12 protein-coding genes are annotated in these 13,938 nt (G+C 44.6%); 2 read left to right on the top strand and 10 right to left on the bottom strand.

Annotated features, from left to right (window positions below):
• Positions 1-149: 149 nt before the first annotated feature.
• From EL84_RS27725 to gpr, 6 genes are all read right to left on the bottom strand, one after another.
• Positions 150-620 carry an N-acetyltransferase gene (locus EL84_RS27725; protein WP_017687214.1) on the bottom strand — a complete coding sequence of 157 codons (471 nt, stop codon included), beginning with the start codon at positions 618-620 and terminating at the stop codon, positions 150-152.
• A gap of 118 nt (positions 621-738) precedes the next feature.
• Positions 739-1,923: a radical SAM family heme chaperone HemW gene (hemW, locus tag EL84_RS27730; protein ID WP_036615094.1), complete on the bottom strand. Its 1,185-nt coding sequence runs from the start codon at positions 1,921-1,923 to the stop codon at positions 739-741.
• A gap of 101 nt (positions 1,924-2,024) precedes the next feature.
• Positions 2,025-3,839: a translation elongation factor 4 gene (gene lepA / locus EL84_RS27735; RefSeq protein WP_036615097.1), complete on the bottom strand. Its 1,815-nt coding sequence runs from the start codon at positions 3,837-3,839 to the stop codon at positions 2,025-2,027.
• A 145-nt stretch (positions 3,840-3,984) separates the two neighbouring features.
• Positions 3,985-4,344: a hypothetical protein gene (locus tag EL84_RS27740; RefSeq protein ID WP_047843798.1), complete on the bottom strand. Its 360-nt coding sequence runs from the start codon at positions 4,342-4,344 to the stop codon at positions 3,985-3,987.
• Positions 4,345-4,397: 53 nt separating this feature from the next.
• Entirely contained in the window at positions 4,398-5,693 is a 1,296-nt protein-coding gene (locus tag EL84_RS27745; RefSeq protein ID WP_047843799.1) for a stage II sporulation protein P, read from the bottom strand.
• A 145-nt stretch (positions 5,694-5,838) separates the two neighbouring features.
• Positions 5,839-6,840, bottom strand: a complete 1,002-nt coding sequence (gpr, locus tag EL84_RS27750; protein ID WP_036615103.1) for a GPR endopeptidase — start codon at positions 6,838-6,840, stop codon at positions 5,839-5,841.
• Between the two features lie 175 nt (positions 6,841-7,015).
• Between gpr and rpsT the strand changes: the two genes are divergently transcribed.
• Entirely contained in the window at positions 7,016-7,288 is a 273-nt protein-coding gene (rpsT, locus tag EL84_RS27755) for a 30S ribosomal protein S20 (RefSeq protein ID WP_024628504.1), read from the top strand.
• 186 nt (positions 7,289-7,474) lie between these two features.
• Here the strand turns inward: rpsT and holA are convergent, their stop codons facing one another.
• The 3 genes from holA to EL84_RS27770 all read right to left on the bottom strand — a co-directional run bounded on the left by holA (position 7,475) and on the right by EL84_RS27770 (position 10,577).
• Complete coding sequence (gene holA / locus EL84_RS27760; protein ID WP_036668560.1) at positions 7,475-8,491, bottom strand: DNA polymerase III subunit delta; 1,017 nt, start codon at positions 8,489-8,491, stop codon at positions 7,475-7,477.
• Positions 8,492-8,748: 257 nt separating this feature from the next.
• Positions 8,749-10,032: a zf-HC2 domain-containing protein gene (locus tag EL84_RS27765; protein ID WP_047843800.1), complete on the bottom strand. Its 1,284-nt coding sequence runs from the start codon at positions 10,030-10,032 to the stop codon at positions 8,749-8,751.
• Positions 10,029-10,577 carry an RNA polymerase sigma factor gene (locus tag EL84_RS27770; protein WP_047843801.1) on the bottom strand — a complete coding sequence of 183 codons (549 nt, stop codon included), beginning with the start codon at positions 10,575-10,577 and terminating at the stop codon, positions 10,029-10,031. The genes EL84_RS27765 and EL84_RS27770 overlap by 4 nt, the downstream gene beginning before the upstream one ends.
• Before the next feature lie 351 nt (positions 10,578-10,928).
• Between EL84_RS27770 and EL84_RS27775 the strand changes: the two genes are divergently transcribed.
• Entirely contained in the window at positions 10,929-11,231 is a 303-nt protein-coding gene (locus tag EL84_RS27775) for a hypothetical protein (protein WP_017687204.1), read from the top strand.
• Between the two features lie 136 nt (positions 11,232-11,367).
• Here the strand turns inward: EL84_RS27775 and EL84_RS27780 are convergent, their stop codons facing one another.
• Entirely contained in the window at positions 11,368-13,386 is a 2,019-nt protein-coding gene (locus EL84_RS27780) for a copper amine oxidase N-terminal domain-containing protein (protein ID WP_053061626.1), read from the bottom strand.
• Positions 13,387-13,938 lie beyond the last annotated feature (552 nt).

Raw genomic sequence — 13,938 nt, forward strand, 5'->3', positions numbered from 1 at the left:
AAGTGAGTTTGATGAGTGGGCTCATCTATTTATAGTATAGACCAATGTCGACGAGTCCTAACAACTTTATTGAACATACTTTGAAGTAAAAAAGGACTGCATGTAGGGCAGAGGCTGACTCGGCTCGATTCATGCAGTCCATTCAGTTGTTATGCTGAAACGTTAAGCTCTTTTAATACCGCGATCTCATCGCAACAATCCTGCTTGCTGCAATGAACACAGTCGGTCCATACTTTCTCAGGGAAAATCTCTTTTTCCACCACGGCAAAGCCGTTTTTGAGGAAGAAGGATACTTCATATGTCAACGCCATAACCTTAGGAATCTGTTGTTTCTCTGCTTCTTCTACCAGTCGGTCCAGCAATCGGGAGCCAATACCGAGCCCTTTGTGTCCTTCCGAGATACCGAGTGATCTGACTTCCACCAAATCATTCCCCAGACGACAAAGCGATCCGCAACCCACCACTTCACCATCAACTTCGGCTACAACAAAGTGCTCCAGCTGTCGGTGCAGTATTTCCCGTGATCGCGGAAGCATGATCCCACGCTCTGCATAGCCCTTAATCATTTCATACAGTGGTTCAACATCTTCCGGCACGGCTTTTCTGCATATTACCGACATCCTGCTCTCCTCCTATTACCAAGCTTTCCAGAGGAAAGCTGACTTCGTAGTTGTTAAATTAACACGCTCTGTAAAATCAATATGAATAAATATACAACAGAGCGTATAGAATTTCAAGCTATGAATTCAGCGATATGGACCCGATAAACTCCGCAAAAACGTCATTTCCGAACAGGATACCCTTCTCGCTCAGTCGGAAGCCGTCTGCCGTCCGCTCAAGCAACCCTGCGTTCAACATTTTGCCCAAAGGCTTCGCAAACACTTCTTCCATGGACTCTCCGAACTGTTCGCTAAAGCGTGAGGCCGAAGCTCCCTCCAACATTCGCAGTCCAACCATCAGATAATCTTCCATGGCTTCGGGGCGAGCAATCTCAAAATGATCCAGACGAGGCAGCCCTGCTCGTGAAGCTTCAACATAAGGATTTATACCTTTAATATTCATATGCCGTTCGCGGCCCACATATCCATGTGCACCTGCACCCAGACCGTAGTAGTCCTCATTACGCCAGTAGGTAATATTGTGACGACTCTCGAAGCCCGGCTTGGCAAAGTTACTGATCTCGTATTGTCCATAGCCCGCTTCTTTCATACGTCTCATTAATAGAAGATACATCTCCAGCTCATCATCTTCATGAGGAAGTGGTAACTGGTTCTTCTGATACAGGGTATGGAAAAGTGTATTCTCTTCCACTTTCAGGCTGTAGATGGAGTAATGCGGCAGATCCAGTTCCAGCGCTTTGTCGATACTCTCATTCAACATTTCTACGGTCTGGTTTGGCAAACCAAACATCAGGTCAATGGACAGGTTATTCAAGCCTGCTTTTCGAGCATTCTCCAAACTGCGATATACATCATCCGTATTATGAATACGGCCAATGCCTGTCAGCAGATCATTCTGAAAAGCCTGCACGCCAAAGCTGACGCGGTTGACGCCGCCTTCTTTCATCGCAGCGAGTTTCTCCGCATCCGTTGTTCCCGGGTTGGCTTCCATCGAAAATTCAATATCGTCTGCCCAATTTGGGAAATACGTCTTCACGGAACGAAGAAATACGGCCATCTCATCCGGTTTCAGAGCTGTTGGCGTACCCCCACCTACAAATATCGTCTTGATCTCACCCGGTGGATTGGCCTTAACTGTATGTTCCATCTCACGTTCCAGCGCTTCGAGATATTGCATCACGGGCTGATCTTTCAGAACGTAAGAGTTAAAGTCGCAATAAAAACATTTATTCGTGCAAAAGGGAATGTGAAGATACACCGCTTGGGGCGCACCTGTCTTCCGGCTGTGTGCTGCCAATGTCATGGCAAGTCCCCCTCTATTTGAAAAAAGGAAAGCCATCCGGCTTCCCTTTCAGCTTAGTTATTTAATATTCTGTGTTGTACCCATGTTTGCAAGCAAACGTCCTAGTCATCAATTTTCAGTACCGCCATGAATGCCTCTTGTGGCACCTCAACGTTACCAACCTGCTTCATCCGCTTCTTACCTTCCTTCTGCTTCTCAAGCAGTTTCCGTTTCCGCGAGATGTCACCACCATAACACTTGGCAAGTACGTTTTTACGCATTGCTTTTACCGTCTCACGAGCAACGACCTTGGTACCTACAGATGCCTGAATTGGCACCTCGAACATTTGCCGTGGAATCAGCTCGCGCAGTTTCTCACAGACAATGCGTCCGCGGTTATAGGCACGATCACGGTGAACGATGAAGGACAGAGCATCCACCTGTTCGCCATTGAGTACAATATCCATTTTCGCCAGATTGGACTGACGGTAACCGGACAGCTCATAATCCAGAGATGCATATCCTTTGGTACCGGATTTCAACTGGTCGAAGAAGTCATATACAATCTCGGACAACGGAATCTCATAGGTAATGGTAACCCGGGTTGTGTCCAGATATTCCATATTTACATATTCACCGCGTTTAGTCTGACACAGCTCCATAATGGTACCTACATAATCATTCGGTACGATAATATCTGCCTTGACGTATGGTTCCTCGACGTAATCAATCCGTCCCACCTCAGGATAGTTGGAAGGGTTATCGATTTTCATCACTTCACCATTCGTTAAGGTGACGTGATAAATCACACTTGGTGCCGTTGTGATCAACGGAATGTTAAACTCCCGCTCGATCCGCTCCTGGATAACGTCCATGTGAAGCAGTCCAAGGAATCCGCAACGGAATCCAAAACCAAGTGCACTGGATGTTTCCGGTTCAAAGCTCAGAGACGCATCGTTCAACTGCAATTTCTCCAACGCTTCACGCAGATCAACATAGTCCGATGTTTCGATCGGATAGAGACCACAATACACCATTGGATTAATTTTACGATAACCCGGCAAAGGTTCCGGTGTTGGATTTTTGGCATCCGTTACCGTATCCCCGACTTGTGTATCGCCAACATGCCGGATACCTGCAACGATAAATCCAACATCCCCGACGTTCAGCTCGTCCACGATGGTCATACGAGGTTTGAACGCTCCAACTTCAATGACTTCAAATGATTTACCTGTTGCCATCATTTTGATTTTGGAACCGGATTTGATTTTGCCGTCAACAACACGCACATATACGATTACACCTTTGTACGGGTCGTAGTGCGAGTCAAAAATCAGCGCTTTCAAAGGCTGGTCAGGATCACCAGTTGGTGCCGGAACACTTTTCACCACTTGCTCCAAAATTTCTTTGATCCCGATTCCTGATTTGGCCGAAGCCAAAACCGCATTACTTGTGTCCAAACCAATAACATCTTCCACTTCCTGCTTCACCCGTTCAGGATCAGCGCTCGGAAGGTCAATTTTGTTGATAACCGGTAAAATTTCAAGATTGTTATCCAATGCCAGATACACGTTGGCAAGTGTTTGGGCTTCAATTCCCTGAGCCGCATCCACAACCAGCAGAGCACCTTCACATGCAGCAAGACTGCGTGATACTTCATACGTGAAGTCTACGTGTCCCGGTGTATCAATCAGATTCAATAAATACTCTTCACCATCATCCGCTTTGTAAGTCAAGGCTACTGCTTGTAGCTTGATCGTTATTCCACGTTCACGTTCAAGGTCCATTTTATCCAGAACTTGTTCCTGCATTTCACGTGAAGTGAGCGCACCTGTGTGCTCCAAGATCCGGTCCGCAAGTGTTGATTTGCCGTGATCTATATGTGCAATAATAGAAAAGTTACGAATTTTACGTTGTCTTGCCCGAATGTCAGTCATTCCTTACCCCCAGAAACAGCCTAGTGTCAATCACTTCATTATAACAGTTGAAGCACAGTGCATCAATCCCGTGATGTCTCAACTTTATAATAAAGTGTCTTCATGCACTCCCAGAGGTTATATTGTACCTTAAAATTATGGTATTTTATTCAGCAACGCCGCTAAAAAGAGAGACCACCCATTTGATTCCACTGTGTGAGAGATTTTGCAGTAGTCCAGCCGTTTTGTCTGCCAACACATCAACGGGAGCCTTATTTTGATCTGCCCCAAGCACTTGGCTTGGTGACTGAACAGGTACAAATGGTGGTTCTTTGATTTCCTTTTGGACAGGTGCAGTCGGGACAGATTCGGTAACCTGTGAAGTTGGCTCTGTTGTCACAGCGGTTGACGTGCCTCCTGACGGATTGCCCATATGAAAGTTGCTGCCCGCCAGCTGCATTCCAAACAGCACACCCAGCAACATTAATACAGCGATGGATAACATTCTTTTACCGAATCTGGACATGTGGATTGCCTCCTGTCACTCTCTACTATTTTTCCTTTTTACATATATGGTTCCTATCCACCCTGCGACGAGGTTTTGGCACTGGCTTTGTCCACCTTCTGATCTTCCCAATACACTTGGGCAATCATGTCTGCTAGAATCTTCGATGTCCGTTGGAGCTCAGCTCCTGTGTTGTCGATGCCGCCAATCTCAATCAAAATGCTGTTGGGTGAAAGGGTTTGGTTATACTCTCCGTTGTTGGCTCCTCCGCCGTCCTTGCCCCACACACCACGGGATACCCCAGGATACTTGGCTTCCAGTTTCTTATGAATTTTCGCTGCAAAGGCTTCATTCTGCCGCCAATTTGGATTTTCATGTCCAATAATGAAATACACTTTGGCGTAGCCCAAGTCATTAATAGTGGTTGTTGTTTTGCCATGACGTTGTGAATCGCGATGAATGTCTATGAGATACGTCAGATCATCATTTTGGGAGAGTGCCGCTTTTACCGTTTGACGGGAGTATTTATAAGAATAGTTCCAGTTGTAGTCCTTTACTTTAGTGGGGTAATCATCCTTGGCGTGTTCTACGCCGATTCCCAGCTTCTCCAGACTATCTGAGAGGTAGGTTCCCACTTGAAACACATTTCCTGTTGATTTGCCTGATGATGGATTATCACTTTTCGTACCTAGCAGTGGATTGTAGCCTTCCCGTGGATGGGAATGATAGATAAGAATTGACTTTTTGCCTGTTGTCGGTGAGCCTGAATTGTCTTTCTCACCATTCTTCGCTGGGGGATCTTCTTTACCTTCTCCATCTCCAGGCTCACTCGACTCAGGTGGATCCGTATTGTCCTGACCTGGTGGAACATGCAGCTCACTACCGGGTTTTCCTCCACCTGCGGAAGCTGTGTCCGTAAGACCGGGACCGGGCTGATAATCTTCGGGAGCCTCGGCTTTTTCGTTACCAGATCCAGGACGGAGCAGAACAGGTTGGTTGGAACCCATGCCCGGCATTTCTCTCGCAATCAGGCTCTTCGGATCTTGAGGATTTACATTCGTTAGTAATTGGAAAACAAATGAGGTGAGGTTTTCACCGGATATAGCAGACGTCTGTTCCTTCTGGGTAAGATGGGGCATCTCCATACCGAGCATATCGACGAAAAAGCGGCTTGATACGGCACTCGCAAATCCTTTCATGGAAGAAACGGGTGAATTATTCAAGCGTTTCTCTGCCATCCCCCCCAGACCCAGTACGACAAAAAACAAGGCAGATATGATCATAAGCAACAACAACGTACGGCCCATGGCCAGCACGTGCAGACATCTTTTTTTCCACTTCCCAATATTCCAGGCCAATATCTTGTTCATTCTGCTGTCTCCTTCCCTGCTGGACAACTCTTATACTTCAACTCTATGAGCCCGCCCAAATTGATAGAACAGGAAAATGAAAGATTCCAGAAACAAAAAAAGAAAGTCCGATAGATTCGGACCTTCTTCTCAGCAGTTTTAAGTTTTAATGTGTATAGGCCGCTACGTTATCCGGATTCACGGCATCATGGAGTGCCGCGTTAAGTCCTGTAGCAATAACATTGGCAATTCCCTCAATAAACTCATCGATTTCCTTTGGGGTAACAATGAGGTCATGACCTAGTGGCTCCAGTACCTCTTTCACCAGACTCAAGCGATCTTGCTCACCAATGTCGTCCAGCATACCCATGATCTGTTTGGTCTGATCCGTTTCTTGGCGGAAGTGTGAGCGCATCATCTCAATCACATTGTTCACAATGGTGGACGCATAACATACGGTTGGTACTCCGATGGCGATGCAAGGCACACCTAATATCTCACGGGTCAGGCCACGCCGTTTGTTTCCAATACCGGAACCCGGATGAATACCAATGTCCGCTACCTGAATTGTTGTATTTACACGTTCCAAGGAACGGGAGGCCAGCGCATCAATCGCAATAATGGCATCCGGCTTGGTCCGGTCTACAATCCCCTGTACGATGTCACTGGATTCAATACCCGTTGTACCGAGCACGCCGGGAGCAATCGCGCTGACTTCCCGATACCCTGGCGCAACCTGATCTGGTACCAATTCGAAATACTGACGCGTCACCATCAGATTTTCCACAACAAGTGGACCGAGTGAATCCGGGGTGACATTTAAGTTGCCCAAGCCAACAATCAAGACCTTGGAGGTTTTGTTAATTCCGGCCTTAACCATAAAATCTTCCATTTCACGGGTGAACTCAGCAGCAACTCGCTCCTGTAACTCGGTATCACCATTCCGTAGTGAAGGTACTTCCAAGGTAACATAGTGACCTTTCACCCGACCAATAGCCGTGGCTGCTTCTTCAGTCAGGACATCAATACGTGTAATCGTAATGCCCTCTTTTTTCTCTACATCTTCCTGTAGTCCGGGAATCGTCTGTTTCTGTCCACCTTGCGCCATTTCCTTGGAGTCGATCGCCAAATCGGTACGAACTGTATAGTTTTGCAAATCCAGTGTCATTCTGTCCCTGCCTCCCTTACCGCATTTGAGCATATTGTGTGGGAAAAAGGGTTTCTTTATACAGCATGTCGAACATCGTAGGAATATCTGTTGCATTTTACATGCTAGCGTGATAGAATATTTTAAGTTGTGAAACGTTTGTATTCATGCAAATGCCTTACAGGAGGTGAATGTAATGCCAAACATCAAATCCGCTGTTAAACGCGTAAAAACGAGCGACAAGCGCCGCGCACTCAACGCTTCCCAGAAGTCTGCACTCCGTACAGCTGTTAAAGCTGCTGATGCTGCTCTGGTAAGTAACGAAGTTGATACTGCAAAAGCTGCGATTCAAGCTGCTTCCAAAAAGCTGGACAAGGCTGTAACTAAAGGTCTGGTTCATAAAAATGCTGCAGCACGCAAAAAGTCTCGCTTGGCGAAAAAACTGAACGCTCTTTCCGCACAAGCGTAAGAAGCGTTACTTATACGATCCAATGGAAAAATCCTGAACAGCATAGGCTTTCAGGATTTTTTAGTATCTGATTCGATAAGTATAAGACAAACATAAAGCGACCTTTATTCCGATGATTTAACTATCATGGAGCAAAGGTCGCTTTGTTTGTTATTCACACTAGTAATCTATTACGTTCCTATCCATTCATGCACCAAGTCTCAATAAGAACAGCTCCAGACCAAGCACTTTATCCACCGCTCCTGTTTTCATCTGGTAATCCAGTTCGCTGAGGTGACTCAAAATCATTCTCAGACGTTCCGGCTGAAATTTCCGAGCTTGCTCACCTGCAATCTTAACAGCATACGGATGCAGACCTAGCTGACTGGCAATCTGCTGCTGGGAGTAACTTTGTTGCCCCAACTCTTTCACCTGGATCATGATCCGAAACTGGCGTGCGATTAGAGCCGCAATTTTAATCGGTTCTTCCCGCTGCTTCAGCAACTCATAGAAAAGAGCCAACGCTTTCTCCAGTCGCAAATTAGCGAGTTCCTCCACTAGTGAAAATACATTCTGCTCTGTACTACGGGCAACCAGTGACTCGATATCAGCACGTTTGATTGTCCCCCCATTACCCGCAAACAAACATAACTTATCTACTTCAGCAGACAGGGTCTGAAGACCTGTTCCTGCATAGCTGATCAACGTTTCCGCCGCTCCCGTCTCCAAGGAAACATCCCGCTGCTTCGCAAGTTTCACTATCCAATTCAATAACTCTTCTCCACTGAGTGGAGCAAAAGCAAGAACTACTGCCTGTTTCTTGACAGCTTTCACCAGTTTCTTACGCTCATCCAGCTTATCCCCTTGGGCCAGGAAAACAATCGTACTGTAATCTGCCGGATTTTCCATATATGTAAGCAGACGATCAACCTGATGTTCAATCTTGGATTCTTTACCTGCGGTGAACAGGCTCGCATCCCTTACGATAATTAATTTGCGTGGAACCAGAAAAGGTACAGTCTCTGCTTCTTCAATAACAACCTCCACAGCCGTTTCAGACAAATCATATGGAATAATCGCAAAATCACGATGTTCTTCTTCAATAACCTGTTCTTTTAACATATCCGTAAATTGCTGTATCTGGTACTTCTCCGTTCCGTACAGCACATAGATCGGTGCCGTTTCTCCATTACGTATTGCCTTTGTTGCACTTTTTACATCCATTCACGGCGCCTCCTTATCCCTCTTATCCTACCAGAAAAAGCGCAAGACAACAAAGGGACCTTACATCCAGTTATGGATGAAGGTCCCCTGTCCTACATCTATATAAACGCTGACACCAGCAGTTCTAGAAAAAGCCGGTGCGCGGTCATACGACGTCAGTTGCTTGAACTGAGATAGGACGTTTTGTTACTTCCACTATATGCTTGTCATACTGAAAATGTTCTTTCGTTTTAGAGGAGCGCACTCCCCATTTTTAATTATTTCGCAGGAGCTCCACCTGAAACAGCAGGTACATTAAACGAGTTCTTCGCCGTTGTTCCGTCCTTGTCCGTTTCGTAATTAAATAGGGTACCATCCTTTGACCAACTCGCTGACTTCAGTGTCCCCTCTATACTGCGTTGTTCAACCAAATTTAGAACATCCGGTTCGCTCACAGGTTTGGAGTATATGCTGATTTGATCACCAATAAGCATAACTACATAGGAGCCGTCAGGTGACTTCCATTCTTTTGGTGCTGCTGTTGTAGCCATTCCCTGATCCGGTCCTGCTGCGAATCCTTTGTTTCCTCCAGAAGCGTCTGCACCTGCACTGGAATCAGGTACAGTGTTACCTTCAACCGGAGCATCTTCAGTCATATTAGGTGTTGTATCCTGAGAAGTGAAGGATTGCGCATCTCCATTTTCTGTTTCTGTTACTCCACTCTCTTCCCCATCTGCAGAAGATTTAGGAGAATCTCCTGATCCCTGAATTCTCTGCTCAGAATCTTGGTTTTGAGCCGGATTCTTCTGATTATCGGTCGAAGGAGTTCTGGACGAATTATCCTGCGGTCCTTTATTCGGAGCAGGCGTTGATTCAGTAGCCGGTTGTTGAGGTGTCGGATCTGACTGAACTTCAGGCTCCTGTACCTCATCTCCACCGTTCTCTTCAGGCATTGTTTCTACGTCTTGGTTATCTGGTTTAGTTGGTGAAACATTCGATTGATCCACAAACACATCGTTGCTACTTGGTTGGGACGAAGTGGCAGGATCATAATTTTCAATATTCTTGCTTAATGGATTCTCGTCCACATTGCCGCTCTCTTGAGAAGCTCCAGAGCTCATCAGCATGGAATCGGCATTCTCAATCTGTTCAGGCGGATTTCCCCAGATGGCAAATCCCAATATAACTGCCGCAGCCGCTGCACCCATGGACATACGTCCTGCCATCGAGTTAAGCCATTTTTGCTTCGTTTTCCGCTCACTTGAACGTTGTAAATTCTCAAATGCAGCGGGGACAGGATTCATTTCCTGTATGGTGCTACTTTGTTCCCTCCGCGCTTCGTCAATGGCATCAAGCTGTGGCATAATCGCATCAACCAGACTAAATTTCGGGCTTACTTGCGGTAATTCTTCCAGTTCTCTGGAAAGAGCTCTGAGTAAACTAAAATTCTCGGCGCACTCCGGACACTTCGCCACATGCTGTAGCATCTGCGCGGTTTCCGCCTCGCCCAGATCATGATCCAGATAGCGGTGCATCCATTCCACCACCTCTTCGCATTTCATCCTGTCACACCACCTTTCTGATATTCCTGTAGTAGATTCTGTAATTGCTGCCTGGCTCTAAATAAATAAGATTTCACCGTATTCAACGGAAGATCGAGACAATCCGCAATTTCATTGTAGGATAAGTCCTGCAAATATCTTAGAACAATAACGGTACGATGATGCTCGGGAAGCTTGTTGATCGCATCCTGAATGTCCTGGGCCACATATGTAGACATGACCTCGTACTCCACATCCTGATTATCCTGAAAAACCATGTCATGTTCGTCAATGGAGACGGACGGCTTGGTTCTTCTGAATTTATCAATACAGATGTTCGTGACGATGCGTTGTACCCATGTTTTGAATTGGGCCTTTTCTTCGTATGAATTGATTTTGGTGTAAATTCGGATCAACGCTTCCTGAGCAGCATCCAAAGCGTCCTGTTCATTATTTAGAATGTAATATGCGGTCCGATAGACATGTTGTTCAATCTCCCGCAATAGGGTAATTAGAGCGTCGCGATCGCCCGATTGAGCGGTTCTGATGAGTTCCGGCTCTACCACAAAGGATCCCCCTCTCCCTGCAACCTTACAGACGTGATCATCAATAAAATTGTTGCAAAGTTAAGTATTTTTTTAATTTGCCATAACAAAATAACGGCGTATGTATTAGGGCCGCTGAAATCTTCTCTTAGAATAACAGAAATTGCATAACGAGTCACCAAACGTATCCAAAAGGGATTCCATTACTTACACGACTCAATTCAAATGCAATGGCATACATTATAGATAAGCACTTTTTTGGTTCCTAAAATAAAAAAAGTCGAAATTTGTCCAAATTTAAGCTGATTTTAATGCAATTTTCATGAAAATAGTGTATTGTAAATTTACATTCATAAACACGAGGTGATGAGCATGCCAGCTCTTGCGAAAATTCAAGCTTTAAAAGAACAAATGCCCAAAGAATATCAAAGTATTTCCCACTTTGTGGAACATGCATTGGAGTCCATTGATACTCTGGTCGAGGAACATCGGAAGTACGTAGCTGCACAGGCATTATACGGCGATAAAATCGTTGGATCGGAAGAACGCTTGTACAGAGAAACCGTACTTGATGTCAGAGCACAGCTATTGATGACTCTTGAGAAAACGGTAGAAGATCTGTTGCACAAGGGCGACAAACACTGGAGCAAACACTTTAAGGATGGCGTAGAGTAGTTCTTATATTTCTTCTACATTTTGAAAAAATGGCCCGTTTTCCGATATCCTCCCTCGTGGAGTGTAACGGAAAGCGGGCTTTTTTTGTGCTGTGCTGTAACTTGCAATCAAATGAAGTGATTAATTGGTATATTCATCAGTAAATCGCCATCAGTTTGCCATTGAGAAAACCTAAAGCTCTTATGCCTGCGGAGCTGGCATACACCCAAACCTCGATTTTGCCTTTTGAACTCGTTTCATACGTAATGCTCGATGGATCTCCCCATGCAAGGCGCACCTGAGTTATGTTCATTCCTAAAGCTACTTCTCCAGCAATGATTTTATTCCAAGTAGACTTGGACCAATTGTATTTCTTATACGGATCAGAAGAGAAGAATTGGTTGGAATCGGCAAGCATCTCCGTCACACTGGAAGGCGCCCCTCCTGCATAGGCAGAAACGGTTTTTCCTTTTGCATTACGGAAGATAATAGAGTAACTTCGATCACCGTATTTAATCTTCTCAATTTTGATATCTGATATGGTCACTTTACTGAAACGTTGCCCTAAACTCGTATCACTGTTGATCCAGTAGGACTTGCCAATGAAGCGAGCAAGATTCCCCAACTCTTTTTTCTTGATCAGTGCAAGTGTATCCTTCGATTCCACCAGAATAGAAGAATTTCCAACCAGCACCTTGGCCTGCTTTAGCTCAGCATCCCATCGAACCTGAATACCCGCAGCCTGTCTTAACAAGTCCGCAGGAAATACAGTTTGCCCTCCAATGGTTTGTACTTTCCCTTTCAACTTCAGCTCTTTGTTGTTTAATCGCGCAACAGCACTCCCTTTTTGCAAAACAATACTGTCATCTCCAAATTGAATTTCAAAAGATGAACCCTTCACATCAATTTTGGCTCCCAAAGTTTTGAACACCGACTGTACTGGCAAGTATACATTTCCATCCAACAATGTGGCGCCTGTTAACTTTTGCTGTGAATCAACGTTCAGTTGAAGACTTGAGGCAAAATCACCTATCTTCAAAGTCACTTTGGTTGTTCCCATGCCCGTAACCTTCAGTTTGCCTCCTGCCTGAATTTGTGCAACTCGGGGCTGCTCCACTATAATTTCTTCAGGCAATGGCGCACGCTTGTTTTTGAAACCATTACTATAATTCTCCTGAACAGCAAGCGTGATCGTATCCCCAATATTAGCTTCCTTGGAAGATGCCGTAAGTGTCACTTGATTTAACGCGGGAGCTGATAGAGGAGTTAACTTTCCATTATCATATGTAGCCCATGATCCATCTTGTAACTGTGCATATAGCTCATCCAGATTAGGCGCATACACCATCCGCGATACGTTACTTAAACCAGGCAGTTGCTCGCCCTTATATTTGGCAGTTCGATCGTAGCTCCAGACGCTTCCATCCTGTTTCACCGTGAGCAGCTTATGCGTACTCCCCCACCAAATCAAAGATTGCACATTATTCGCAACCGTGATGTAGTCATCCTCATACAGCATACTTACGATCACTACCGAGTCATCATTTTTCAGCACTGCTGCGTAAACACCATTCGTTGCAATTGCTTTACCATCAGGTACATTTCCAGCTTTACGTATTTTGTTGTATTTGTCATAATATATATCTCCTGATGAAGATAATGCGCTATAAGAAGAATCGCTTCCAAAACTATAAGAATCCGCATCGATAATCGATTCCAAAACCTTAGCCTGATCATCAAAATTATAAAGGTTTCCATCCTGAAGCTGAACCCATCCATGGCCATAAACTTTCACAACGCCATTGAATTGTTTCGTTACTGGTTTATGCGCATTGTCCTTATTCCACCGAATCACTTGGCCATCGGCAGTCCACCCATAGATGGAATGGTCTTCTGATTTTGAAATACCAATCAGTTTTCGATTTTGTGTCCATACTCCACTTGTGGCCCCTTTAGACCAAAGTGTACCATCGTCCAGCAAATAGTCATTTCGGTCAAGAACTGAAGTGATGGAATTACCCGATCCAGATGATGCAAAAGCGGAGGACTGTCCTGCGATCAAACCGATAACTAAAAGTCCAATGCATAGGGCTATCGCTTTTCTAATCCATTTCACTCTAAACTTCTGAGTTGCATTTCTGTTCTTTTTACTTTGCGACATTTCTACAAGTTCCATTTTCTTGATCCCCTCATTATTATGTATAGTGCTACGATCCCTAAGTATCTCTATCCCTCCTCTAAGGTGGGCCTAACTATTATTCGGTAAAAACAACCATAATCCTGCAACAAAAATCACATAACATTAATCAAATCCGTAACTAAAAACATATTTTTACATATATACAACAAACCAAATACAAATGATTGCATTTAATAATCTAAAATAGAAAACATATTATAAACGAAATAGGGCGTGCAACCGTAACAAAACTATAAATGGATATGCGGGAGATTAAATGAATCTAATAATATTTTTCAAATACTTCCTGGGATTCTTTCTACTCAGTAGTGTGTTATTCATTGCATTTAATATGATAATTTGGCATAAAAGTTGGGATCAAATTGATCATATACTAAACTTATTCAGCGCAACTATAATTAGCTTGATAGTTGGCATATCAAAGGCAAGAGAGTAACTGATTTTTAGTCAACTATCCTAAGTGATAGTCTAGATGTCCTTACACTTCATGAAGTATTACTTACTTCTAGTACGAAAAGTTGAAAAAAA

Origin of the sequence: Paenibacillus sp. VT-400, from assembly GCF_001029205.1 — a bacterium.
GTDB classification, from domain to species: Bacteria; Bacillota; Bacilli; order Paenibacillales; family Paenibacillaceae; genus Paenibacillus; species Paenibacillus amylolyticus.

Bases quoted from the DNA above. Each gene is read 5' to 3' on its own strand.
- EL84_RS27745 (WP_047843799.1), bottom strand. From the start codon at position 5,693: ATGAACAAGATATTGGCCTGGAATATTGGGAAGTGGAAAAAAAGATGT.
- EL84_RS27725 (WP_017687214.1), bottom strand. From the start codon at position 620: ATGTCGGTAATATGCAGAAAAGCCGTGCCGGAAGATGTTGAACCACTG.
- hemW (WP_036615094.1), bottom strand. From the start codon at position 1,923: ATGACATTGGCAGCACACAGCCGGAAGACAGGTGCGCCCCAAGCGGTG.
- rpsT (WP_024628504.1), top strand. From the start codon at position 7,016: ATGCCAAACATCAAATCCGCTGTTAAACGCGTAAAAACGAGCGACAAG.
- EL84_RS27740 (WP_047843798.1), bottom strand. From the start codon at position 4,344: ATGTCCAGATTCGGTAAAAGAATGTTATCCATCGCTGTATTAATGTTG.
- EL84_RS27775 (WP_017687204.1), top strand. From the start codon at position 10,929: ATGCCAGCTCTTGCGAAAATTCAAGCTTTAAAAGAACAAATGCCCAAA.
- lepA (WP_036615097.1), bottom strand. From the start codon at position 3,839: ATGACTGACATTCGGGCAAGACAACGTAAAATTCGTAACTTTTCTATT.
- EL84_RS27765 (WP_047843800.1), bottom strand. From the start codon at position 10,032: ATGAAATGCGAAGAGGTGGTGGAATGGATGCACCGCTATCTGGATCAT.
- gpr (WP_036615103.1), bottom strand. From the start codon at position 6,840: ATGACACTGGATTTGCAAAACTATACAGTTCGTACCGATTTGGCGATC.
- EL84_RS27780 (WP_053061626.1), bottom strand. From the start codon at position 13,386: ATGGAACTTGTAGAAATGTCGCAAAGTAAAAAGAACAGAAATGCAACT.
- holA (WP_036668560.1), bottom strand. From the start codon at position 8,491: ATGGATGTAAAAAGTGCAACAAAGGCAATACGTAATGGAGAAACGGCA.